At 64.8% G+C, this 24,113-nt stretch carries 23 protein-coding genes and 5 tRNA genes; 15 read left to right on the top strand and 13 right to left on the bottom strand.

The genetic code is table 11. The features are described 5' to 3' along the window. The first annotated feature begins 22 nt into the window (after positions 1-22). The 4 genes from E8M83_RS02775 to tssA all read left to right on the top strand — a co-directional run bounded on the left by E8M83_RS02775 (position 23) and on the right by tssA (position 4,767). Complete coding sequence (locus E8M83_RS02775) at positions 23-514, top strand: type VI secretion system tube protein Hcp (protein ID WP_137171869.1); 492 nt, start codon at positions 23-25, stop codon at positions 512-514. Positions 515-598: 84 nt separating this feature from the next. Further along, the gene (gene tssE, locus E8M83_RS02770; protein WP_137171868.1) at positions 599-1,069 is read left to right on the top strand and encodes a type VI secretion system baseplate subunit TssE; all 471 of its coding nucleotides are present in this window, start codon (positions 599-601) and stop codon (positions 1,067-1,069) included. A 28-nt stretch (positions 1,070-1,097) separates the two neighbouring features. Further along, a complete protein-coding gene (gene tssH / locus E8M83_RS02765) occupies positions 1,098-3,767 on the top strand; it encodes a type VI secretion system ATPase TssH (protein ID WP_137171867.1) in 2,670 nt (889 codons plus the stop codon). A 10-nt stretch (positions 3,768-3,777) separates the two neighbouring features. Beyond that, entirely contained in the window at positions 3,778-4,767 is a 990-nt protein-coding gene (gene tssA, locus E8M83_RS02760; RefSeq protein ID WP_137171866.1) for a type VI secretion system protein TssA, read from the top strand. 20 nt (positions 4,768-4,787) lie between these two features. Here the strand turns inward: tssA and phaP are convergent, their stop codons facing one another. Further along, positions 4,788-5,360 (bottom strand): TIGR01841 family phasin, encoded by a 573-nt coding sequence (gene phaP / locus E8M83_RS02755; RefSeq protein WP_137171865.1) that lies wholly within the window; start codon positions 5,358-5,360, stop codon positions 4,788-4,790. Between the two features lie 83 nt (positions 5,361-5,443). Further along, positions 5,444-5,650 (bottom strand): hypothetical protein, encoded by a 207-nt coding sequence (locus tag E8M83_RS02750; protein ID WP_137171864.1) that lies wholly within the window; start codon positions 5,648-5,650, stop codon positions 5,444-5,446. 101 nt (positions 5,651-5,751) lie between these two features. On the opposite strand from E8M83_RS02750, the gene cueR reads away from it, so the two are divergent. Then, positions 5,752-6,159, top strand: coding sequence for a Cu(I)-responsive transcriptional regulator (gene cueR, locus E8M83_RS02745; RefSeq protein WP_137171863.1), 408 nt, complete (start codon positions 5,752-5,754; stop codon positions 6,157-6,159). A gap of 91 nt (positions 6,160-6,250) precedes the next feature. Here the strand turns inward: cueR and E8M83_RS02740 are convergent. The 4 genes from E8M83_RS02740 to E8M83_RS02725 all read right to left on the bottom strand — a co-directional run bounded on the left by E8M83_RS02740 (position 6,251) and on the right by E8M83_RS02725 (position 6,735). Then, positions 6,251-6,335: transfer RNA gene (locus E8M83_RS02740), tRNA-Leu, on the bottom strand. Positions 6,336-6,381: 46 nt separating this feature from the next. After that, positions 6,382-6,466, bottom strand: a tRNA-Leu gene (locus tag E8M83_RS02735). A gap of 29 nt (positions 6,467-6,495) precedes the next feature. Beyond that, positions 6,496-6,580, bottom strand: a tRNA-Leu gene (locus tag E8M83_RS02730). 70 nt (positions 6,581-6,650) lie between these two features. Further along, positions 6,651-6,735, bottom strand: a tRNA-Leu gene (locus tag E8M83_RS02725). Between the two features lie 349 nt (positions 6,736-7,084). Between E8M83_RS02725 and rnr the strand changes: the two genes are divergently transcribed. From rnr to E8M83_RS02705, 4 genes are all read left to right on the top strand, one after another. Next, positions 7,085-10,144, top strand: a complete 3,060-nt coding sequence (rnr, locus tag E8M83_RS02720) for a ribonuclease R (protein WP_137171862.1) — start codon at positions 7,085-7,087, stop codon at positions 10,142-10,144. Positions 10,145-10,154: 10 nt separating this feature from the next. After that, positions 10,155-10,898 (top strand): 23S rRNA (guanosine(2251)-2'-O)-methyltransferase RlmB, encoded by a 744-nt coding sequence (gene rlmB / locus E8M83_RS02715; RefSeq protein WP_137171861.1) that lies wholly within the window; start codon positions 10,155-10,157, stop codon positions 10,896-10,898. A gap of 138 nt (positions 10,899-11,036) precedes the next feature. Then, positions 11,037-11,777 carry a serine O-acetyltransferase gene (gene cysE / locus E8M83_RS02710; protein ID WP_137171860.1) on the top strand — a complete coding sequence of 247 codons (741 nt, stop codon included), beginning with the start codon at positions 11,037-11,039 and terminating at the stop codon, positions 11,775-11,777. Between the two features lie 20 nt (positions 11,778-11,797). Beyond that, positions 11,798-12,481, top strand: a complete 684-nt coding sequence (locus E8M83_RS02705; protein ID WP_229491394.1) for a YceH family protein — start codon at positions 11,798-11,800, stop codon at positions 12,479-12,481. Here the strand turns inward: E8M83_RS02705 and E8M83_RS02700 are convergent. From E8M83_RS02700 to E8M83_RS02670, 7 genes are all read right to left on the bottom strand, one after another. After that, a complete protein-coding gene (locus E8M83_RS02700; RefSeq protein WP_229491393.1) occupies positions 12,441-13,217 on the bottom strand; it encodes a hypothetical protein in 777 nt (258 codons plus the stop codon). The genes E8M83_RS02705 and E8M83_RS02700 overlap by 41 nt on opposite strands. Before the next feature lie 5 nt (positions 13,218-13,222). Next, entirely contained in the window at positions 13,223-14,191 is a 969-nt protein-coding gene (locus E8M83_RS02695) for a hypothetical protein (protein ID WP_137171858.1), read from the bottom strand. Continuing rightward, positions 14,188-15,084, bottom strand: a complete 897-nt coding sequence (locus E8M83_RS02690; protein ID WP_137171857.1) for an ABC transporter ATP-binding protein — start codon at positions 15,082-15,084, stop codon at positions 14,188-14,190. Before E8M83_RS02690 ends, E8M83_RS02695 begins: the two co-directional genes overlap by 4 nt. Next, positions 15,081-15,446, bottom strand: a complete 366-nt coding sequence (locus E8M83_RS02685) for a GntR family transcriptional regulator (RefSeq protein WP_137171856.1) — start codon at positions 15,444-15,446, stop codon at positions 15,081-15,083. Before E8M83_RS02685 ends, E8M83_RS02690 begins: the two co-directional genes overlap by 4 nt. 156 nt (positions 15,447-15,602) lie before the next feature. Further along, positions 15,603-16,373 (bottom strand): UDP-2,3-diacylglucosamine diphosphatase, encoded by a 771-nt coding sequence (locus E8M83_RS02680; RefSeq protein WP_137171855.1) that lies wholly within the window; start codon positions 16,371-16,373, stop codon positions 15,603-15,605. A 31-nt stretch (positions 16,374-16,404) separates the two neighbouring features. Then, positions 16,405-16,896, bottom strand: coding sequence for a peptidylprolyl isomerase (locus E8M83_RS02675; protein ID WP_137171854.1), 492 nt, complete (start codon positions 16,894-16,896; stop codon positions 16,405-16,407). 71 nt (positions 16,897-16,967) lie between these two features. Next, positions 16,968-17,636, bottom strand: coding sequence for a peptidylprolyl isomerase (locus E8M83_RS02670; protein WP_137171853.1), 669 nt, complete (start codon positions 17,634-17,636; stop codon positions 16,968-16,970). Between the two features lie 272 nt (positions 17,637-17,908). On the opposite strand from E8M83_RS02670, the gene cysS reads away from it, so the two are divergent. From cysS to E8M83_RS02640, 6 genes are all read left to right on the top strand, one after another. Continuing rightward, positions 17,909-19,303, top strand: a complete 1,395-nt coding sequence (gene cysS / locus E8M83_RS02665; protein ID WP_137171852.1) for a cysteine--tRNA ligase — start codon at positions 17,909-17,911, stop codon at positions 19,301-19,303. Further along, entirely contained in the window at positions 19,303-20,010 is a 708-nt protein-coding gene (locus E8M83_RS02660) for a DNA-3-methyladenine glycosylase (RefSeq protein WP_229491392.1), read from the top strand. The genes cysS and E8M83_RS02660 overlap by 1 nt, the downstream gene beginning before the upstream one ends. A gap of 102 nt (positions 20,011-20,112) precedes the next feature. After that, positions 20,113-21,090, top strand: a complete 978-nt coding sequence (locus tag E8M83_RS02655; RefSeq protein WP_137171851.1) for an acetyl-CoA carboxylase carboxyltransferase subunit alpha — start codon at positions 20,113-20,115, stop codon at positions 21,088-21,090. A gap of 67 nt (positions 21,091-21,157) precedes the next feature. After that, on the top strand, positions 21,158-22,519 hold the full coding sequence (gene tilS / locus E8M83_RS02650; protein ID WP_137171850.1) for a tRNA lysidine(34) synthetase TilS: 1,362 nt from the start codon (positions 21,158-21,160) through the stop codon (positions 22,517-22,519). 148 nt (positions 22,520-22,667) lie between these two features. After that, positions 22,668-23,915 carry an aspartate kinase gene (locus E8M83_RS02645; RefSeq protein ID WP_137171849.1) on the top strand — a complete coding sequence of 416 codons (1,248 nt, stop codon included), beginning with the start codon at positions 22,668-22,670 and terminating at the stop codon, positions 23,913-23,915. Positions 23,916-24,013: 98 nt separating this feature from the next. After that, positions 24,014-24,106: transfer RNA gene (locus tag E8M83_RS02640), tRNA-Ser, on the top strand. The last annotated feature ends 7 nt before the right edge of the window (positions 24,107-24,113 follow it).

Genomic DNA, 24,113 nt, shown 5'->3' with positions numbered 1-24,113 from the left:
CTTAACTTACTTGGAGTAGAACATGGCAATTGACGTGTACCTGCAGATCGACGGGATCAAGGGCGAATCGATGGACGACAAGCACAAGGACTGGATCGAGTGCACCGCGGTCTCGTGGGGCGTGACCCAGCCCCGCTCGGCCACGGCGTCCACCGGCGGCGGCCACACGGCCGAGCGCTGCGAGCACCAGGAGATCGCGTTGACCAAGCTGGCCGACCTGGCGTCGCCGATCCTGCTGCAGACCTGCTCGGCCGGCAAGACGATCCCCAAGGCCAGGCTCGAATTCATGCGCGCGGATGGCCAGGGAGACCGCATCAAGTATTTCGAGATCGAGCTCGAGAACGTCCTGATCGGCGGCATCAGCCCCAGCGTGTCCGAGGGCTGCATCATCCAGGAGCAGGTCGGCCTGAAGTTCTCGAAGATCAAGTGGAAGTACACCCAGCAGAAGGTGACCGGCGGCGCCGGCGGCAATACCTCGGGCGGCTGGGACCTGGCGGCTAACAAGATCGTCTGAGCGGCGTTCGCCGTTGCATTGGCGCGGCGGCGACGCGATCTTGCGTCGCGCCCGCTGCGCACCTGACATCCCCCGGGAGGCACCATGAAAGGCTTCACGCCGGGCCTGCTCGACCGCCTGATGGTCGACGCCGGCGCTGCCGGCGCCGCGCTGGGCGTCGAGCAGCTCAAGGACAGCGTCGCGCGCGACCTCGAAGCCTTGCTCAATACCCGCATCGCGCTCGATGTCGCGCACCTGGACGGCTATCCGGAAGCGCGCGCCTCGATCCTGCACTACGGCCTGATCGACTTCGCCGGCTTTTGCCTGACCAGTAGCGTCGACCGCGCCGCCGTCTGCGCCAGCATCGAGGATGCGATCGCCGCGCACGAGCCGCGTCTTTCCGAGGTGCGCGTGGTGCTCGAATCCGAGGCGGGCGACGTCAACCGCCTGCACTTCGCGATCCATGCGCGGCTGGCAGTCGACGGCCTGCTCGAGCCGGTCAATTTCAATGCGGTGCTGCAGCCGTCGTCGCTGCACTACGAGATCAACCGAACCGCCCGGCCCGCGCGCGGCTGAGGCGTACTTTCCATTATCAGGAGCCACGATGGACATCAACCTCAAGACGCTCATCTCCAAGCTGAACGACACCACCCGCGCCGCTGCCACCCGCGCCGCCAGCATCTGCGTGGGGCTGGGCCAGTACGAGGTCGACGTCGAACACCTGTTCCTGGGCCTGATCGAGCAGCCGGGCAGCGACCTGGCGGCGATCGCGCGCCAGTGCGACATCAGCCTGACCGGCCTGGAAGCCGACCTGCGGCGCGAAGTGGGGCGCTTCGCCACCGGCAGCGCGCGCACGCCGGTGTTTTCGCGCCACCTGCCGCTGCTGTTCGAGCATGCCTGGCTGATCGCCTCGCTTGGCACGGGCCAGCCGAACCTGATCCGCAGCAGCCACCTGCTGCTGGCGCTGCTGACCGAGCCGTCGCTGGCCCAGCTGGCGCAGCGTGCCTCGCCGCTGTTCGCGCGCTTTCCGCTCGATCGCGTCAAGCATGACCTGGAGCGGCTGACGCGCGGTTCCAGTGAGGTCCAGGATGCGGAACCGGAGATGTCCGCGGCCGGGACCGATGCAGCGTCCGAACTGACCCGGGCCGCAACCCGCGCCACGCCAGCCCTCGACCAGTACACCACCTGCCTGACCGGGCGCGCGCGCGACGGCAAGGTCGACCCGGTAATCGGCCGCGATATGGAGATCCGGCAGACGATCGACATCCTGATGCGGCGCCGCCAGAACAACCCGATCCTGACCGGCGAGGCCGGCGTCGGCAAGACCGCCGTGGTCGAAGGACTGGCGCTGCGCATCGCCCAGGGCGACGTGCCGGATGTCTTGAAAGGCGTCGAGATCCACACGCTCGACATGGGCCTGCTGCAGGCCGGCGCCAGCGTGAAGGGCGAGTTCGAGAACCGCCTCAAGAACGTGATCGACGAAGTCAAGAAGAGCCCCCACGCGATCATCCTGTTCATCGACGAGGCCCACACGATGATCGGCGCCGGTGGCACGGCCGGCCAGAACGACGCCGCCAACCTGCTGAAACCTGCGCTGGCGCGCGGCGAGCTGCGCACGATCGCGGCCACCACCTGGGGCGAGTACAAGAAGTATTTCGAGAAGGATGCCGCGCTGGCCCGGCGCTTCCAGGTGATCAAGGTCGAGGAGCCTGATGAAGACACGGCCAGTGCCATGCTGCGCGCGATGGCACCGCTGATGGAGAAACACTTCGGCGTGCGTGTCTATGACGATGCGATCACCGAGGCGGTGCGCCTGTCGCACCGCTATATCAGCGGCCGCCAGTTGCCGGACAAGGCGATCAGCGTACTGGACACGGCCTGCGCCAAGGTAGCGCTGGGGCAGAGCGCCACGCCGGCGCTGCTGGAAGACTGCACGCGCCGCATCGAGCGCTTCGATGCCCGCATCAGCGCCCTGAACCGCGACGCCAGTGCGGGTTTCAGCTCACCTTCCAGTCATGGCGAGGTGCTGGCCGCCCTGGCCCTGCAGCGCGGCAGCGCCGCCGCCGAGCAGGAAATGCTGCAGCGGCGCTGGGAACAAGAACAGATCCTGGCCGGCCAGATCGGCGCCTTGCGCGGCGAGCTGGAAGCGGCCGATGGCCAGGGCATGGAGAGCGGTGTGAAGGACTTGCGCGCGCTGAACGAGAAACTGCGCGGCCTGCAGGGAGAAGCACCGCTGGTGCCGGTGCAGGTCGACGGCCACACGGTGGCCGAGATCGTCGCCGCCTGGACCGGCATCCCGTTGGGCCGCATGGTCAAGGACGAGATCCGCACTGTTGTCGGTCTCCAATCAATGCTCGACGAGCGCATCCTCGGCCAGCAGCATGCCAGCAATGTGGTGGCCCAGCGCGTGCGCACCGCGCGCGCCAACCTGGACGACCCGAACAAGCCGAAGGGCGTATTCCTGTTCGTCGGCAGCTCGGGCGTGGGCAAGACCGAGACCGCGCTGGCGCTGGCCGATATCTTGTATGGCGGCGAGCGCAAGCTCATCACGATCAATATGAGCGAATACCAGGAAGCGCACAGCGTCTCGGGCCTGAAGGGTTCGCCGCCAGGCTATGTCGGCTATGGCGAGGGCGGGGTGCTGACCGAGGCGGTGCGCCGCAATCCGTACAGCGTGGTGCTGCTGGACGAAGCCGAGAAGGCGCACCCGGACGTGCTCGAGATGTTCTTCCAGGTGTTCGACAAGGGCGTGATGGACGACGCCGAAGGACGCCAGATCGATTTTCGCAACACGATCATCATCCTGACCTCGAACGCGGGGTCTTGCCAGTTGATGGGAGCGTGCCTGAACCAGCCGCCCGAATCGATGCCCACGCCCGAGCAGCTGTCGGAGCTGCTGCGGCCCGCGCTCATGAAGCATTTCAAGCCGGCCTTCCTTGGGCGCCTGGCGGTGGTGCCGTTCTACCCGATCGGAGACGAGGTGCTGGCCAAGATCATCCGCCTCAAGCTGGCCCGCATCGGCGCACGGGTGCTGGACAACCACAGGGCCAGGTTCGAGTACGACGAGGCGCTGGTGGATGCGGTGTTGCGGCGCTGCACGGAGGTCGACTCCGGCGCGCGCAACGTCGACAATGTCTTGAACGGCACCTTGCTGCCGGAAATCGCGGACAGCGTGCTGGCCCGCATGGCCGAAGGCGGCGGCATCGCCCGCGTGAAGGTCGGCGCCACCAAGGCCGGCAAGTTCAAGTACCTGATCGAGCCGACCCAGGCGTAAGGAGCACAGCATGCTGAACATGGAAGCCTTGCTGGCGCCGATCGCGCCGGATCATCCCTGCGGCGAGGACCTGGCCTTCTCGGCCGAGGTCGACGAGATCGCGCGCGCGCGCCTGGCCGACGATCCTTCGCTGGAGCAGGGCGCCTGGGTCACGGCGCTCAAGGAAGCCGACTGGAAGCTGGTCGGCAAGCGTTGCACGACTCTGCTGGCCGCGCGCAGCAAGGATTTGCAGCTGGCCGTGTGGCTGGCCGAGGCCAATGCCAAAACCGGCGGCATGCGCGGCCTGGCCGATGGCATGAAACTGGTGGCGGCGCTGTGCGAACGCTACTGGGACGGCTTGCACCCGCAGGCCGACGAGGATGGCTTCGAGCGCCGCATCGGCAACCTGGCGTGGCTGGCGAGCCGCATCGCGCCGCTGGCCAAGACAATGCCGCTGGCCGAGGGCGGCGCGCTGACCCTGCAGGCCCGCGACGTGGCGCGCGCCAAGGGACCGGAAGCGGTGGCCGAGCTGGACGCCGTGCGCGCGCGCGCCAAACCCGCCTTCGTGCAGGCGCTGCTGGCCGATTGCGAAGCCTGCCTGGCGGCGCTGGACGAGCTGGAGCGGGTCGTCGACGCCCGGCTGGGCGCCGATGGCCCTGGCTACAGCCTGGGACGCGCGGCCTTGCGCGACGCGGTCGATTTTCTCACGCCGGCCGCGCCCGCGGGAACGGTGCAGACGCTGCCTGGCACGGTGTCGGGCAGCAGCGGCGCCGCCACGCTCGCGCTGCCGGTGCGGCTCGACGGGCAGCTAATGCATCGCGACCAGGCACTGGCCCAGCTGCGCCACGTCGCCGAGTTCTTCCGCCGCACCGAGCCGCACAGCCCCGTGGCCTACCTGGCCGAGAAAGCCGCGCGCTGGGGCGAACAGCCGCTGCACGCCTGGCTGCGTTCGGTGATCAAGGACGACGCCTCGCTGACGCGGCTGGAGGATTTGCTGGGAATCGAGCATCCGGCGCCGTGACGCCGGATGTCGGGAGGCGATCAGTCGGCCTTGTCGGCCTTGGCAGCGCCTGGCGTCACCATCGAACTGGCGCGATCGAACTGCGCTTCGACGGTCTGCACCGCCTGGCGCGTGGCCTGGGTCACCTGCTCATAACCCTTGAAGGCATTCTCGATCGCGGCCTTGATGATCTCGACCGCGTTTTCCGAGCCGGGCTTGACGTTCTGGGTGACGTCATAGATCAGGGCCGACAGGGTGTTCCTGGCCTCGGCCACGTGGGCGTCAGCCGCGCCACGGAATTCATCGTGCATCTCGTCGATGATGGCCTTGAGCTGGGTCGTGTATTCGGCGGCATTGGTAACGCCGGCCGCCGGCTGCATGCGGGCGGCCAGGGTGTCGAAGGCGGCTTTCGGATTGCCGGCCTGCGCGGCCTCGGCCATGCTGCGGCCGGCGGCCATCGTGGTGTCGAGCGAACTCTTGGCCGCATTCATATTGAGCGCCACGACTTGCTCGACGCCCTTGACGGTCTTGCCGGCCAGGGCGTTGAAGGTCTGCATTTGCAGGTCGAACAGGGTCTTGGTGGCGTTTGCGAACTGCTCCGGGCTGGTAAACATGGTGTCTCCTCAGTGGATGCTCTGTTATTTATGAACGAATTGTCGCGGACAGCATTGTCACAATGCCGCGACTTCCACTTTCATTATTTAACAACAATGAGTTTTTCGCAACGCATGTCCCGATAGGGGCCGTTTGATTTTTCCCAGCCTTCGCCCAGCGGCGTCTGGGAACAGGCGAGTTCGCCGGTGAGCTTGCTGCGCCATTGGTAATAGGGGGCCGGCGCGGCCAGGGCCGAGGACAGGAAGAGGACGAGTGCCGCGGCAAGGGCGGCCGGTCGAAGAATCTGCATGGTCCCCATGCTCGGACGTTCTCGGTTGCAAGTCAAGCGCCGCTTGAGCTTCCCACGGTGGGAAGGTGTATGCTCGGGTTTGGAAACAACAGGAGTATCCCATGCAGCATGTGCCCAAGCTGAACATCGGCGACGCCGCGCGCGCCTCGGGCGTGACGGCGAAGATGATCCGCCACTACGAATCGATCGGCCTGGTGAAAGAACCGCGCCGCACCGAATCCGGTTATCGGTTGTACAGCGAACAGGATGTGCGGGTGCTGCAATTCATTCATCGTGGCCGCGCGCTCGGTTTTTCGCTGGACCAGATCAGGGGATTATTGGCGCTGTGGGAAGATAAACATCGGGCCAGCGCCGATGTGCGCGCGCTGGCGCAGGCACATATCGCCGAATTGAATCGCAAGATCGCGGAAATGGAAGCGATGCGCCGCACGCTGGAAAGCCTGGCCGCGTCGTGTCATGGCGATGCGCGGTCGGATTGCCCGATCCTGGACGACCTGGCGGCGCATTGAAAAGAGGGTGGTTAACGCAAAACGCCGTAACCCTGTTTCAAAGGCTACGGCGTTTTGCGGAACTGAAGTTCCGAAAACTACAGGTAGATGTTGGTGCCCACGGAGGGACTCGAACCCCCACACCTCGCGGCACATGGACCTGAACCATGCGCGTCTACCAATTCCGCCACGTGGGCACTGATGCTGCTCGACTACGATACTACTTTACAACCAGGTAGATGTTGGTGCCCACGGAGGGACTCGAACCCCCACACCTTGCGGCACATGGACCTGAACCATGCGCGTCTACCAATTCCGCCACGTGGGCACTGAAACAACCTTACTGCCAGAAAACGTTGGTGCCCACGGAGGGACTCGAACCCCCACACCTCGCGGCACATGGACCTGAACCATGCGCGTCTACCAATTCCGCCACGTGGGCGTTTTCTGTATTACTGCCAACACTGCTTTTACTTCCGCGTCGGCGGGGAACCCGCCAACCCTACAACTTCTGGTGCCCACGGAGGGACTCGAACCCCCACACCTTGCGGCACATGGACCTGAACCATGCGCGTCTACCAATTCCGCCACGTGGGCACTGCAACAACTCTGCTACAATAGCAGGCTTTGTCATTTTCCGCTAGATCAACATTTCCTGATCGTCACGCAAAACACCCTGCTATTTACTGCCTTTTCTTGGCTTCGTCGTTGCCGCCGTTGCTGAAGAGAGCGAGATTATAGCGGATCATTTTCAATAGTCAAAGACCCACGATGAAGTTCGTATCGAGGTGGACCACAAGTTTCCAGCGATGTCCGGTAGCACGCCACGTTAGGCGAATCGGATGGACCTCCGTTACACTACGCCTGTCAAGGTGTCAATCAAGCACGCTGCCGCCTATCCATTCATGAGCGGCGCTATTACTGGCCAAGAGAAAAAAGAACCGATTTGAAGCAACCTACTCATACCATTCCAAGCCGCGAGGAAATCCTCGCAGTCTTCCGTGACGCTACTGCACCGCTCGATGCGGCCGGCGTGGCACGTGCCCTGAAGGTCAAGCCCGCTGCCCAGGAAGTCCTGGGCCGCCGCCTGAACGCGATGGAGCGCGACGGCCAGATCCGCTCCGACCGCAGCGGCACCTATCTGCTCGCCGACCATTCCGCCTTTGTCGCGGGCAAGGTCGCTGCGCACCGGGACGGATTTGGATTCGTGATTCCGGACCAGCCAGGTCCCGACCTGTTCCTGTCCGACCGCGAGATGCAGAAAGTGCTGCACGGCGACCGCGTGATGGCGCGCGTGACCGGCACCGACCGTCGCGGCCGTCCCGAAGGCTCGATCGTCGAAGTCGTCGAACGCGCCAATAGCCATATCATCGGCCGCCTGCTGAACGAAGGCGGCGTGTGGATCGTCTCGCCCGAAGACCAGCGCATTGCGCAGGACGTGCTGGTGTCCGGTTCGCCGGGCAAGGCGCGCGCGGGGCAGGTGGTCAGCGTCGAACTGATCGAGCAGCCGGGCCGCTTCCAGAAGCCGACCGGCCGCATCGTCGAAGTGCTCGGCGAGCTGGACGATCCTGGCATGGAGATCGAGATCGCCGTGCGCAAGTTCGGTGTGCCGCACGTCTTCTCGCCGCCGGCGCTCAAGCAAGCCGCGCGCCTGCCGAACGAAGTCATCAACGCCGACCTGGCGGACCGCGTCGACCTGCGCGACGTGCCGCTGGTGACGATCGATGGCGAAGATGCGCGCGACTTCGATGACGCCGTGTATTGCGAGCCGGTCCAGGTCGGCGCCGCCCGCGGCTACCGCCTGCTGGTTGCGATCGCCGACGTCAGCCATTACGTGAAGCCGAACGATGCCCTCGACGCCGATGCGATCGAGCGCAGCACCTCGGTGTATTTCCCGCGCCGGGTGATCCCGATGCTGCCCGAGAAGCTGTCCAACGGCCTGTGCTCGCTGAACCCGGCGGTCGACCGCTGCACGCTGGTGTGCGATATGGTCATCACGGCCGGTGGCGAAGTCACCGCCTACCAGTTCTATCCGGCCGTGATGCACTCGGCCGCGCGCCTGACCTATAACCAGGTCGCCGACATCCTGGCCGACACCGATGGCGAAGAAGCCGCGCAGCGTCCGGGCATCGTGCCGCACCTGCTGAACCTGAACGACGCCTTCCGCGCCCTGCTCAAGGCGCGCCAGGAACGCGGCGCGATCGATTTCGAGACCACCGAAACTTATATCGTTTGCAATCCGCTGGGCAAGATCGAGAAGATCATCCCGCGTACCCGCAACGACGCGCACCGCCTGATCGAAGAGTGCATGCTGGCCGCTAACGTTTGCGCGGCCGATTTCCTGCTGCGCCACAAGCACCCGGGCACCTTCCGCGTACACGCGGTGCCGACCGAGGAAAAGCTGAACCAGCTGCGCACCTTCTTGAAGCAGGTGGGGTTGAACCTGGGCGGCGGCAACAAGCCGACAGCGCGCGACTATGCCGCGGTGATGCAGCAGATCCGCGAGCGTCCCGACGCGACGCTGCTGCAGACCATGCTGCTGCGCTCGATGCAGCAGGCGGTCTACAGCCCTGACAACGTCGGCCACTTCGGCCTGGCCTACGAGGCCTATGCCCACTTCACCAGCCCGATCCGCCGCTATCCCGACTTGCTGACCCACCGCGCGATCAAGGCGATCCTGCTGGGCAAGCGCTACGAGCCGAAGGGCATCGAGCTGGGCAAGCTCAATTCGACGCAATCGAATTCGGCGCGCAAGCAGGCCGCCAAGGACAAGGCGGACGGCAAGGCGCCCAAGAGCGAGAAGGACCTGACGATCTGGGACGCGCTCGGCGTGCACTGCTCGGCCAACGAGCGCCGCGCCGACGAAGCCTCGCGCGACGTCGAGAACTGGCTCAAGTGCTTCTTCATGCAGGACAAGATCGGCGAAGAGTTCACCGGCACCGTGGCCGGCGTGACCACCTTCGGCATCTTCGTCCAGCTCGACGAGTTGTTCGTCGAGGGCCTGGTGCACATCACCGAACTGGGCGCCGATTACTTCCAGTACGACGAAGCGCGCCATGAACTGCGCGGCGAGCGCACCGGCCAGCGTTACCAGCTGACCGACCGTGTCACCGTCAGGGTGGCGCGGGTCGACCTCGAGTCGCGCAAGATCGACCTGACGCTGGCGTCGGCGCCGGTTGCCGCCGAAGGCGGAGAAGGCTCGGGCCGCAACAAGCAGGGCCGTAACGAAACTCGCAATGAAGGCCGTAACGAAGGCCGCAACGAAGGCCGCAACGAAGGCCGCGGCAATGGCGGCGGCAAGAAATCGCGCGGCGGCCGTTCGCGTGGACCGAAGCGCGACGTGCCTGCCGTGGTCGACGTGCCGACCCCGCTCGAGCGTGCACGCCAGGTAGCGCAGGACGCGATGGAAGTACCGAACAAGCCGCCGAAATCGCGCAAGGCCCGGGCCAAGGCGAGGGCGGAAGAGCGCGCGAATGCGGCGGCGGAAGCGCCAGCACCGGCGCTGGCCCCAACCCCGGTCCCAACCCCGGCGCCAACCCCAGCGCCAACCCCTGCGCCAACCCCTGCGCCAAGTCCGGCCCCCGTGGTCGAGCGACAGCCTGAATCGGTTGCACCGGCGGCACGCAAGCCACGCGTAGCCAAGGCCGTCGCCAAGCCTGTCGTCGAAGCAGCACCAGTGCCAGAACCAGCACCGGTTGCCGCCAAGCCGAAGGCACGCAAGGCGCCAGCCAAGACCGCGGTCGAGGCCGAGCCAGTGCCTGAGCCGGTGGTCGCCGCGCCAGTCAAGGCTGTCGCCGCCAAGAAGCCTGCTGCCAAAAAACCAGCAGCCAGGAAAGCGGCAGCAGCCCCGAGCAAGCCAGTTGTCGCCGAAGTCGTCGCTCCTGCGCCGAAGGCGGCAAAGGCGGTGGCAAAAACCGCGGCCAAGACCGTGGCCAGGACCGCCACCAAGACGGTAGCCAAGACCGCATCCAAAACCAGCAAGAAAAAAGCACCTGAAAGCGATTGAGAAGTAGCAAATGAAAAATAAAATGATTTTCGGCTTCCACGCCGTGACCTCGCGCCTGCGTCATGAGGCGCAGTCGGTGGAAGAGATCTTTGTCGATGCCGAGCGCAATGACGGCCGCATGAAGGACCTGATCGCCAACGCGAAGGCCGCTGGCGTGCGCGTGATGCCGGTCGACGCCGCGCGCCTCGACAAGATCACCGGCACCCGCCGCCACCAGGGCGTGATCGCCTTCGCCAGCCAGCTGGCGCTGGCGCGCAACCTGGACGAGCTGCTCGATGCGATCGAGGGTCCGCCGCTGCTCCTGATCCTGGACGGCATCACCGATCCGCACAACCTGGGCGCCTGCCTGCGGGTGGCCGACGGCGTCGGCGCACACGCGGTGATCGTGCCGAAGGACCGTGCGGTCGGCCTGAACGCCACCGCCGCCAAGGTCGCCAGCGGCGCCGCCGAGACGGTGCCCTACATTACCGTGACCAACCTGGCGCGCACCATGCGCGAGCTGAAGGAACGCGACATCTTGCTGATCGGCACCTCGGACGACGCCGAGCGCGGCCTGTACCAGGCCGACTTCACCGGCCCGGCCGCCCTGGTCATGGGCTCTGAAGGCGAGGGCATGCGCCGCCTGACGCGCGAAACCTGCGACGTGCTGGTCAACATCCCGATGTTCGGCTCGGTCGAGAGCCTGAACGTGTCGGTCGCCTCGGGCGTGTGCCTGTATGAGGCGCGCCGCCAGCGCATCGCGCGCGAAGGCTGATCGTCGTAGCACTGGCAGGTAGCAAAACGCAACGGCCTGGCATCGCGTCCAGGCCGTTTTTTCTTTGCAATAACATCCCGACCAGCATTCCATCCCCGGATCGGCTACCATGAGAGCCGTTCCCTCCCGAGTTTCACCATGTTTTTCTCACGACTGCGCGAAGACATTCGCAACATCATCGAGCGCGATCCCGCCGCCCGCAACGGCTGGGAGGTGCTGACCTGCTACCCGGGCCTGCACGCGATCGTCGCCCACCGCTGGGCCCACGGCTCCTGGAACCTGGGCCTCAAATGGCTCGGCCGCTTCATCTCGCACCTGGCGCGCATCCTCACCGGCATCGAGATCCATCCCGGCGCCAGGATCGGCCGCAGGGTCTTCATCGACCACGGCTTCGGCGTGGTGATCGGCGAGACCGCCGTGATCGGCGACGACTGCACCATCTACCAGGGCGTGACCCTGGGCGGCACCACGCTGGTGGCCGGCGCCAAGCGCCATCCGACGCTCGAGCGCGGCGTGATCGTCGGCGCCGGCGCGCAGGTGCTGGGCGCCTTCACGGTCGGCGAGTACGCCAAGATCGGCTCCAACGCGGTGGTGGTCAAGCCGGTACCGGCCGGCGCCACCGCGGTCGGCAATCCCGCCCACATCATCCAGAAAGAAGACCAGTCGCGCAGCGCGCGCATGTTCGCCGCCTATGGCGTCACGCCCAACGGCGACGACCCGTTGTCGAAAGCCCTGCGCGGCCTGATCGACCACGCCGCGCGCCAGGACGAGCAGATCGAACGCCTCACCGACACCATGCGCGCCGCCGGCCTGTGCTGCCCGCGGGTGGAGGAGGGTGATAAACTCGACTCGGAACAACTGAACCGGTTGGTAGATTAAGGAAACGGATGACAAACGAAATGGCAAGCAGCACTGCCGGCAGCAACGACGCTGCAGCCGTGCTGGATCCCGTCGAGCTGCGCGTGCTGGCCGTGCTGGCAGAAAAAGAAGGGCTGACGCCCGATAACTATCCGATGTCGCTGAACGCGATCGTGAACGGCTGCAACCAGCTGTCGAGCCGCGATCCGGTGATGCAGCTGTCCGACGACATCGTCCTCGACACCCTGCAGCGCCTCACCGAGCGCAAGCTGGTCAACGCCATTTCGCAGGCCGGCGCGCGCGTGGTCAAGTACGAGCACCGGATGCGCATCAAGTGGACGCTGGAACAGGACAAGCTGGCCGTGCTCACCATCCTGATGCTGCGCGGCCTGCAGACCGCGGGCGAGATCCGCACCCGCAGCGGCCGCCTGCACGAGTTCAAGAGCGTGCAGGACGTCGAGACGGCGCTGCAGTTCCTGATCGATAAATACCCGCCGCTGGTGGTCAAGCTCGAGCGCGCGCCCGGTACCAAGGAATCGCGCTACGGCCAGTTGCTGGGCGGCGAGATCACCATCGTGGCCGGCAGCGAGCAGACCTCGAGCAGCGCGAGCGGCCTGACCCAAGGCGGCCGCATCGCCCAACTCGAAGAAGAAGTCGCCTCGCTGCGCGGCGAAATGGATGAACTCAAGGGGCAGTTCGAGGCGTTTCGCCAGCAGTTCCAGTAGGCGTGGGTTCACCCTCGAGTTCGACCAGGGTATCGTCGCTCCAGCTGGTGTCGCCCAGTGGAACGCGGAAACCCTTGCCTTCGGTCTCGAGCAGGGCGCTGCGATTGCCATCCACCAGCACCGCGGCATGCAGCGTCTGCGTGTGCTTGAACGTGAAGCCCGACTTGCCCTCGAAGGTAAAGCCGCACCAGTCGCGCGTGCGCAGCAAGGTATTCGCGGCCAGCACCACCCACAGCGGAATCTCTTCCTTGATGATCGCGACCTGCACCCGACACTCCAGGCGCAGGTCGCCGAGCCGCCGCACGTTCCCGGGCAAGCCAGGCGAGCGCACCACCGGCGTTACCCGGTACTGGCGCCGTTTCTGGTTCAGCACCAGTTCGCTGTTGGCGTCGAGCGCGGCCTGGCTGCGCGGCACGATGAACATGCCATCCGTGTCGACCGCCAGCGCCAGGCTGAAGCCGTCATCGCCGCCAAGGCGCGCCGCGGGCAGCACCGGTTTTTGCGCGCTACTCCGTGGCTCGACCCGGAACTGCAGCACCGGTACCTTCGGGGCCATCCGGTGATACTCGTCGAAGGCATCGAGGCCGGCGACGATCGCCTCGTACTTGCGCACCTCTGGATCGCGCATCGCATTGACCTTGATTTCCTCGGGACTGTCGGGTTGGCTGTCCTGGGCGGCGGCAGGTGCGCCGGCGCCCAGCAGGACCGTGAACGCGATGCAGGGCAGGGAGCGCACGGTGCTCAGCCCTCGTCGCGCCAGCGGCGCAGCCGGATCGCGCCATAGATCATGGCGCAGCCGGCGGCCGCCGCGATCCACACGCCGGGCGTGGCCAGGGTGCCGTAGGACAGGGCCAGCAGCATGGGGGCGTCGAGGCCGGCGCTCTGGTCGATCAGGGCCGCGCCGTTCGAGTCGCCGAACCACACGCCCGGCATCACGCCCAGCAGCACCCGCGCCACCACTTCCTCGCCGAACCATTTGACGTTCATCGACACGCCGGCGAAGCGGGCCATCAGGAAGTCGAACCAGGCCAGCAGGGCCAGGGTCACCAGCGGCACGCCGACCGCCCACAGGAAGACCTTCGAGCGCGCCCAGCTCGACACCAGCAGCAGCCAGCCGACGGTCGGCAGCGCCCATACGATGTACAGCGGCAAAAAGCTCAGCAGGTAGAGCGGCGACAGGTAGAAATTGACATTGGCCAGCACTGGGGCGATCAGGTTCACGCCGCGGATGGCGCCGCCGACCAGGCCGAGCAGCAGCAGCGCCAGCGCCGCCGCGATGCCGATCGCCACCGTCACCACCGGCGCCACCACCAGCGCGGTCGCGGCCTTCGACAGCACGGTGTCGCGGTCGGACAGCGGGAGCGACTTCCAGAACAGGATGCTGCGGTCGCGCCGGTCGTCGTGCAGCGCGGCCAGGCAGTAGAAGAACACGACCACCGGCAGCACCAGGAACAGCGGCGCCGTGATCGCCAGGTAGCTCGAGGCCGCGACGGCCGCGATCTTGGCATACACATCGGGCGGCAGGCCGGTGATCGTCATCGTCGCGCCTTCACCGGCGTTCAGGTGAATCACGCCCGAGCTGGCCATGCCGTAGACGAAGCCGCCGCCGATCAGCAGGATCAGGGCCGCGGCCACCGCCAGCGGCGCCCAGATGAAGGCGCCCTTGTGTTCCCACAGCTCGCGCCGGATCAGCCATTTCATCGTATTCATGCGTAGCTCCCTTTCATGGTGGCGACGAACAGGTCGGCCACGCTCGGGTGGCGCACTTCGCCCAGGGCCTCGAGCTGGGTGCGCGACAGGCCGCCGGCGCGCTCGGTATCGAACAGCATCACCGACTTGCCGAACACGGCGCGCTGGTCGATCGGCTGCAGCGCCCGGGCGGCGGCGGCTTTTTCGTTCGGCACCATCACCTCGACATAGCGCTGGCCGATCTCTTCCATCGAGGCCGCCAGCGCGATCTTGCCTTCGCGGATGAACAGCAGGTCGGTCAGGATGTGCTCGATCTCTTCGACCTGGTGGGTGGTGATGACGATGGTCTTGCCCTCGTCAAAATAATCTTCCAGCAGGTTCTGGTAGAACTGCTTGCGATACAGGATGTCGAGGCCCAGGGTCGGCTCGTCCAGCACCAGCAGCCTGGCGTCGATCGCCATCACCAGCGCCAGGTGCAGCTGCACCACCATGCCTTTCGACATTTCCTTGACCTTCATGGCCGGCCTGAGCTTGGTGCTGGCGATGTAGCGTTCGGCCTTGCTGCGGTCGAAGCGCGGATGCACGCCGGCGACGAAGTCGACCGCATCCCTGACCCGCAGCCAGCGCGGCAGGATGGCGACGTCGGCGATGAAGCACACGTCCTTCATGAGCTCGTCGCGCTGGGTGCGCGGATCGAGGCCCAGCACCGACAGCTCGCCCTCGAAAGGGATCAGGCCGAGCGCGGCTTTCAAGGTAGTGGTCTTGCCCGAGCCGTTGGGGCCGATCAGGCCGACGATGCGGCCGGCCGGGATCTCGAAATCGATGCCGTCAACGGCCACTTGCTTGCCGTAGCGCTTGCTCAAGCCGCGTGCCGACAGGACTGTGCCCTGGACCTCGTTGCGGGGCGAATTCATGCCGCACCTCCATTTGCGCTGCGCAGCAGTTGCTCGACATCCAGGCCCAGGCGGCGGATGCGCTCGACCATGGCCGGCCACTCTTCGCGGATGAAGCGCTCGCGTTCGCTCGCCAGCAGTTTTTCGCTTGCTCCCTCGGTGACATACATGCCGATTCCCCTTCGCTTTTCCACGAGATTGTCGTCGACCAGTTCCTGATACGCCTTTGAAACGGTGATCGGATTGAGTTGATACTCGGCAGCGATCGAGCGCACCGAGGGCAGGGCGTCGCCGGCTTTCAATACGCCGTCGAGCATCATGCCGACCACCCGCTCCTTGAGCTGGCGGTAGATCGGGGCGTTATCGTTCCAGCCGGCGGTCATGGTCGGCCTCCCTGCCGGTGCGGTGCAGAACACGGTGCATACCTGCCTCCTTGGTGATGTATTGCGGTGGTGTTGTACTTAACTATAACACTATTGACGCACATGTAAACATGCATATCCGTAAATAATGCAGGGCTGGCGGCTCAGGCCGCCAACTTACAGGGGAGAGCTGTCCAGGCCGTGGCGCACGATGCCGCCATCGGCGTGGAGGGCGATCCAGCCGCCGCGTGCCGGCTCGGCATCGAGTTCCCAATCGGGCAGCACGTAGCGTAGCCGTGAATTGTGCTCGTGATCATGCTCGTGCACGGCCGGGCGATGGGTATGGCCATGGACGATGACGTCGGCCCCGGTCGCGGCGAACACGGCGTCGATCGCCTCTGGCGTGACGTCCATGATCTCGCAGGACTTTTCGGTATGCGCCTCGCGCGAACCTTCGCGCAGGCCGGCGATGATGGCCTTGCGCTGGGCCAGCGGCATGCCGAGAAACTGGGCTTGCCAGGCGGGCTGGCGCACCTGGGCGCGAAACGCCATGTAGCTGGTGTCGAGCGTGCACTGGGCGTCGCCGTGGACCAGGGCCACGCGGCGCGCGCCGGCCTCGATCACATGCGGCTCATCGAGCAGCTGCAGGCCGGCGGCGTGCGCGAAGGCCTCGCCGACCAGGAAATCGCGATTGCCGGCCATCCAGAAGACGGCCGTGCCGGCATCGCTGACCGCGCGGATGGCGGCGGCGATATGGGCGTTGAACGGGTCGGCGAGGTCGTCGTCGCCGGCCCAGTATTCGAAGATGTCGCCGAGCAGGTAGAGCCGCTCGGCCTGCATCGCGCGCTCCGTCAGGAAGGAGAGAAAGGCCTGGACGGTGCGCGGGTGCGAGACCTGCAGGTGCAGGTCGGAGATGAACAGCGCGAGCGGGCGCGCAGGCAGCGTCATTGGAACGACTTGAGCTGGTGCGCGCCGCGCATTACAGCACTTCGATCTTTTCGATGATGACGGCGTCGACCGGCACGTCCGAGTGCATGCCGCTGCGGCTGGTCTTGACGCCGTTGATCGCGTCGACGATATCCTGGCCTTCGGTCACTTTGCCGAACACGGCGTAGCCCCAGCCGTCCTGGCCCGGGTAGTCGAGGAAGGCGTTGTTCTTGGTGTTGATGAAGAACTGGGCCGATGCCGAGTGCGGCGCCGAGGTGCGGGCCATGGCCAGCGTGTACTTGTCGTTCTTGAGGCCGTTCTTGGCTTCGTTTTCCACGGTGGTGTCGGCCGGCTTTTGTTTCATGCCTGGCTCGAAACCGCCGCCCTGGATCATGAAGTCCTTGATCACGCGGTGGAAGATGGTGTTGGCGAAGTGGCCCTGGTTGACATAGTCCAGGAAGTTGGCAACGGTCTTCGGTGCTTTTTCTGCGTCCAGCTCGGCGGTGATATTGCCCTGGTTGGTGGTGATGAGGATAGTCGTCATGGTGTGTCCTGTTCTAAAGGTTGTTGTGGTTGCGTGGTATGACAAATGCGACTGCAACTACGGCAAAAACATTATTTTACTAGCTTGTCGCCCTTGAGCTGGGTGACCGACGTGATCTTGATCGGCACGACCGGCACGTTCTGCATGCCGCGCACATCGTCCACGACCACGCCCTTGATCTTGTCGACCACTTCCTGGCCCTTCACGACCTTGCCGAACACGGTATAGCCCGAGCCCTTCACGAAGGGATGGTCGATGCCCGAATTGTCGGCAACGTTGATGAACCATTGCGAGGTGGCGCTGTCGGGATTGTCCTCGCGCGCCATGGCGATGCTGTAGGGCTTGTTCGACAGGCCGTTGTTCGACTCGTTCTTGACTGGTTTGAGCGTTTTCCTGCCTTCGAACTTCTCGTTCATGCCGCCGGCCTGGATCATGAAGCCGTCGATCACGCGGTGGAAGATCGTGCCATTGTAGAAGCCCGACTTGACGTAGGCGGCGAAGTTGGCGACCGTTTTCGGTGCGTTTTCCTGGTCGAGCTGGACGACGATGGTGCCCATCGTGGTCTTGATCGCATACTGCGGGCCGACCATGGCCGGGGCTTCGGCAGCTTGCGGTTCCGCTGCCGGCTCGGCAGTCTCCTGGGCCGGCGCGGCGCCGGAGAACAGCAGGCCGCAGGCCAGCGCGGCGGTGGCGCCCGTCATGCGGGCGAGCAGGGAACGACGGGTGTTCAATGAAGACATCTGGCTTCCTCTGGTGGACCTCGCGCAAGGCGCTGTCAAGGGTTTTCCCGAAAAATAAAGCTGGACCGTATGCGGCCAGCCGGGATTTTATCAATGCTATACTTTACAAACAGGCGTTCGCGAAGCAACGTCACATTCTATCAAATAAGAACAACACCGAGGAACCAGGCGAACCCGACGCCGCACCCGTCCAAGGCGCGCGCCGCTTGCTGCGCCGGGATGGGTATTGCGGTCTCCGCTTCGCCTGTGTTCTTCTTCCGAAACGGAATTTAATGAGCCAACTCAAGATTTACAACACGCTCGCGCGTGACAAGCAGGTATTCGTTCCCAAGGTCAGCGGCAAGGTCGGCATGTATGTGTGCGGCATGACCATCTACGATTACTGCCACGTCGGCCACGCGCGGATGATGATGGCTTTCGACGTCGTGTACCGCTGGCTGATGGCGTCCGGCTATGACGTCAACTATGTGCGCAACATCACCGATATCGACGACAAGATCATCAAGCGTGCGGTCGAGAATGGCGAAACGATCGGCGCGCTGACCTCGCGCTTCGAGAAATACATGGACGAAGACACGGCCGCGCTCGGCATCCTGCCGCCGACCGTGGTGCCGCGCGCCACCGAATACGTGCCGCAGATGCTCTCGATCATCGAGAAGCTCGAGCAGAAAGGCCTGGCCTACAAGACCGACGAAGGCGACGTCAACTACGCCGTGCGGGGCTTCGAAGGCTACGGCAAGCTGTCGGGCAAGTCCCTGGACGACTTGCGCGCCGGCGAGCGCGTCGACGTCAATACGGGCAAGCGCGATCCGCTCGACTTCGTGCTCTGGAAGGCCGCCAAGGAATCCGAGCCGCTTGAAGCCAAATGGGATTCGCAGTGGGGCCGCGGCCGTCCGGGCTGGCACATCGAGTGCTCGGCGATGTCGTGCGCGACGCTCGGCGAACACTTCGACATCCACGGCGGCGGCGCCGACCTGCAGTTCCCGCACCACGAGAACGAGATCGCGCAATCCGAAGGCGTCTTCGGCGGCCCGATGGTCAACTACTGGATCCACAACGGCTTCGTGCGCGTGGATAACGAGAAGATGTCCAAATCGCTGGGCAACTTCTTCACCATCCGCGAAGTGCTTGAAAAGTTCGACGCCGAAGTGGTGCGCTTCTTCATCCTGCGCGCACATTACCGCAGCCCGCTGAACTACTCCGACGTCCACATCGACGACGCCAAGGGCGCGCTCACGCGCCTGTACACGGCGTTGAACGACATCGACCTCGGTGCAGGCGAACCGACCGTCAATTGGGACGAGCCGCACGCCAGGCGTTTTCGCGAAGCGATGGACGACGATTTCAATACCCCGCTGGCGGTGGCCGAATTGTTCGACCTGGTGAGCGAAGTCAACCGCAGCAAGTCGGTCGAGGTGGCGCGTCAGCTGAAGGCGCTGGCCGCCGTGCTGGGCCTGCTCGAGCGTTCGCCGCAAGCCTTCCTGCAGGCCGGCGCGCCGGGCAGCAGCGGTCTGGATGAAGCGGCGATCGAGGGTGCGATCGCGCGCCGCGCGGCCGCCAAGGCCGCACGCGACTTCGCCCAGGCCGACGCGATCCGCAAGGAACTGACGGCTGCCGGCATCGTCCTCGAAGACAAGGCCGACGGAACGACCTGGCGCCGCGCATAATGGCAGCGAACAAGGACAAGGCCGGCGGCGTCGCCGCAGGCGCCGACGTGCAATCGACGGCGCCACAAGACGCGCTGGCGGTGCCGATCTACTGGGCCGAGGCCAAGCGCGAGCTGATGCAGCGCGACCGCATCATGAACAAGCTGATCCCCCAGTTTGGCGACCTGCACCTGCGCGGCCAGCCCGATCCGTTCACTACCCTGGCGCGTTCGATCGTCGGCCAGCAGGTAACGCCGAAGGCGGCCGACCTGGCCTGGGGCAAACTCCTTGCCGTCTGCCCGAAGCTGGCGCCGAGCCAGGTGATCAAGCTGGGCGCCGTCCAACTGTCGGGCTGCGGCCTGTCCAAGCGCAAGACCGAATACATCCTCGACCTGGCCGACCATTTCAAGGCCAAGCGGGTGCATGCCGACCTGTGGTCGGAAATGGATGACGAAGCCGTCATCGCCGAGCTGGTCCAGATCCGCGGCATCACGCGCTGGACAGCCGAGATGTTTTTGATATTTAATCTGCTGCGGCCGAACGTCCTGCCACTGGACGATGCCGGCCTGATCCAGGGCATCAGCCAAAACTATTTCTCGGGCGAACCGGTCTCGCGCAGCGATGCGCGCGAGGTTTCGGCCAACTGGGAACCCTGGCGCACGGTTGCTACATGGTATTTGTGGCGCAGCCTGGACCCGGTATTGCCGGCAGTGCAGCCCAGTAACTGAGCAAAATAAGTGAGCAATTCAGGCGTTCCGGCTTACGGTAGAATAGCGCCCTGATCCGCCGCGCATAACGGAGCGCGGCCACGACATTACCCCGGAGTTACAATGACTAAAACAACTTTCCTCAATTTTGAGCAGCCAATTGCCGAGCTCGATTCCAAGATTGAAGAGCTGCGTTTCGTGCAAGACGATTCCGCCGTCGACATCTCCGAAGAGATCGACCGTCTGGACAAGAAGAGCCAGCAGCTCACCAAGGACATCTATGCCAAATTGACTCCGTGGCAAGTGTCGCAGATCGCGCGCCACCCGCAGCGTCCCTACACGATGGACTATGTGAACGCGATCTTCACCGATTTCCATGAACTGCACGGCGACCGCACCTTTGCCGACGACCAGTCGATCATCGGCGGCCTGGCCCGTTTCAACGGCCAGCCCTGCATGGTGATCGGCCACCAGAAGGGTCGCGACACCAAGGAACGCGCGATGCGCAACTTCGGCATGCCCAAGCCCGAAGGCTATCGCAAGGCGATGCGCCTGATGAAGGTGGCCGAGAAGTTCGGCCTGCCGATCTTTACGTTCGTCGACACACCCGGCGCGTTCCCCGGCATCGACGCCGAAGAGCGCGGCCAGTCGGAAGCCATCGGCCACAACCTGTTCGTCATGGCCGAACTGAAAGTGCCGCTGATCGCCACCATCATCGGTGAGGGCGGTTCGGGCGGCGCGCTGGCGATTGCCGTGGGCGACGCCGTGCTGATGCTGCAATACTCGACCTATTCGGTGATCTCGCCGGAAGGCTGCGCCTCGATCCTGTGGAAGACGTCGGAGCGTGCCAGCGAAGCGGCCGAGGCCCTGGGCCTGACCGCGCACCGTCTGAAGGCGATGGGCCTGGTCGACAAGATCGTCAACGAGCCGCTGGGCGGCGCGCACCGCGATCCGGCCCAGATGGCGCAACTGCTCAAGCGCGCACTGGCCGACACGCTGCGCCAGTTCCAGGGCGTGAAAACCAAGGACTTGCTCGACGCCCGTCACGCGAAGCTGATGAGCTATGGCAAGTTCAAGGAAACCTTGCCGCGCGAGGAGTAATCCTCTGAGCCGTTCCACACGCGGGGCCGACCCGGCCGGGCTGGTCCCGGCATCGTTTGCGCAGGCCATGTCCGGCCTGCGCGCAAAATACTCTCCACTATCCATAGCAGTTGCCTGTAGCGGCGGCCTCGATTCGATGGTCTTGCTGCGGCTTGCGCACGACTGGTGCCGGCGAGCGGGCATCGCGCTGCACGCTTTCCACGTCCATCATGGCTTGAGCCCGAACGCCGACGCCTGGCTGGCGCATTGCGAGCGCAGCGCTGCTGCCCTCGGGATCGGTGTCGACCATCGGCGCGTGACGATCCCGAACGACGGCTCCGGCATCGAGGCCGCGGCGCGCAAGCTGCGCTATGCGGCGCTGGGCGAGATGTGCCGCGCGCATGGCGCCGACTTGCTCCTGACCGCCCATCACCTCGACGACCAGGCCGAAACCGTGCTGCTGCAATTGCTGCGCGGTTCCGGTCCCGCCGGCCTGGCGGGCATGGATGCGGACAATCGCGCGCGAGGCCTGCTGGGCAGCGCCGGACTGGCGATGGCGCGACCGCTGCTGGCGCAGTCGCGCGCGGCGCTGGAAACGTATGCAGCCGAGCACGGATTGATCTGGGTCGAGGATGAATCGAACCAGGATCCGCGTCATACCCGCAATGCGCTGCGCCACCAGGTGATGCCTGCGCTGGCGGCCAATTTCCCCGGCTTCCAGGCGCGCCTGGCGCGCGGCGCGGCGCATGTGGCCTCGGCCCAGCGCCTGCTGGATGAACTCGCGGCCCAGGACCTGGCGGCCTGCCAGGAGGGCGACGCGATCGAGCTGGCCTACCTGGCCGGCCTGAGCGCGGACCGCGTGAACAACTTCATGCGCCATCTGTTTACCGTGCGCGGCCTGGCCATGCCGTCGACCGCGTGGCTGAACGAGATGGTGGCGCAGCTGTTTTCGGCGCGCGAGGATGCGCAGCTGAAGGTGAACCATCCGGGCTGCCTCATCCGTCGCCATCGCGGCAAGCTGCTCCTGACGCCGCATCTGCCGGACCTGGCCGGCATGCGCGACCCGGACGATATCGGCGTGCTCGACAAGGAGGGGCAATCCTTCCGATGGCAGGGCGAGGCGTCGATCGCCTTCCCGGATTATGGCGGTGTGCTGTACTTCGAACCGGCCGAACAGGGCTTCGATGCTGCCTGGCTGCGTGCGCAGACCCTGACGATCGATTTCCGCAAGGGCGGCGAGCGCCTGAAACCGGCCAGCAATCGGCCGTCGCGCAGCCTGAAGGCGCACTACCAGGCGCTGGGCGTGCCGGCCTGGGAGCGCGAGCGGCTCCCGACGGTCAGCCGCAACCTAGACCTGCTGTTTGCAGCGGGCATTGGCATGGATTGCCGGCACTGGTCAGCGACCGGCGGGGCGCTCATTGGGCTGCGTTGGGAAGCGGTTTCAAGCTAAATTGTATAGGCAAGTGTATTCCAAAAACGCATTAAGTTATTTTGTTTCCATATAGCTTTTTCGTTCTTCGAGCCTTGTGATGCGGCGTTGCAGCATGCTATTGTAAGGGTCCCCTTTGATCTTTACACAAGCTGGAACCCTTCCTGATATGGCTTTAATTGTCCACAAATATGGCGGAACGTCGATGGGCTCGACGGACCGTATCAAGAATGTCGCGGCCCGGGTGGCCAAGTGGCATGACGCAGGTCACCAAATCGTCGTGGTCCCGTCCGCGATGTCGGGCGAGACCAATCGCCTGATTGGTCTGGCCAAGGAAATCATGCCGCAACCGGACCCGCGTGAACTGGACATGATCGCCTCGACCGGCGAGCAGGTGTCGGTTGGCCTGCTGGCCATGGCACTGCTGGCCATCGGCAAGGATGCGGTGTCGTACACCGGCTGGCAGGCGGGCATCCGCACCGATTCCTCGTTCACCAAGGCGCGCATCCAGTCGATCGACGACAGCCGCGTGCTGCGTGACGTCGCGGCCGGCAAGATCGTCATCATCACCGGCTTCCAGGGCGTGGACGAAGAAGGCAATATCTCGACCCTGGGCCGTGGTGGCTCGGATACTTCCGCGGTGGCGATTGCGGCCGCGCTGAAGGCCGACGAATGCCTGATCTACACTGATGTCGACGGCGTCTACACGACCGACCCGCGCGTGGTGGACGAAGCGCGCCGCCTGTCGAAGATCACGTTCGAGGAAATGCTCGAACTGGCCTCGCTGGGCTCGAAAGTGCTGCAGACTCGCTCGGTCGAGTTCGCCGGTAACTACCAGGTGCCGACGCGCGTGCTGTCGTCGCTGACCGATCCCCTGATGCCGCTGGAAGAAGAAGCCCAGTCCGGCACCCTGATTTCGTTTGAGGAAGAAAGCAATATGGAACAAGCCGTCATCTCCGGCATCGCGTTCAATCGCGATGAAGCCAAGATCACCGTCCTGGGCGTGCCGGACAAGCCAGGCGTGGCCTATCACATCCTGGGCCCGATCGCCGAGGCGAACATCGAAGTCGACATGATCATCCAGAACCAGTCGGTGGACGGCAAGACCGATTTCACCTTCACCGTACCGCGCAATGACTACGTGCGCGCGATGGGCGTGCTCGAGAGCCAGCAGCAAGCGCTGGGCGCAGCCCGGGTGCTGGGCGACGCCAAGGTGTCGAAGGTGTCGGCCGTGGGCGTGGGCATGCGCAGCCACGTCGGCGTCGCATCGCAGATGTTCCGCACCTTGTCGGAAGAGGGCATCAACATCCAGATGATCTCGACCTCGGAGATCAAGATCTCGGTGCTGATCGACGAGAAATACATGGAGCTGGCCGTCCGTGCGCTGCACAAGGCTTTTAACCTCGAGCAAGGTTAACAAATTTCAAAATTTTTGGGCGTGCGTTCTTGACGCAATGAGGTCCAGCCCTTAAGATGCTTGCACTCAGCGCTGACCGAAACCGGTTGGTTCTGATTGGAGACGTGGCCGAGTGGCCGAAGGCACATCCCTGCTAAGGATGCATATGGCTTATACCCGTATCGTGGGTTCGAATCCCACCGTCTCCGCCAGGTATCA

The sequence above is a fragment of the Massilia sp. HP4 genome, assembly GCF_005222695.1.
In the GTDB taxonomy this organism is placed as follows: domain Bacteria; phylum Pseudomonadota; class Gammaproteobacteria; order Burkholderiales; family Burkholderiaceae_D; genus Telluria.
This window is presented reverse-complemented; position numbering and strand designations above follow the sequence as displayed.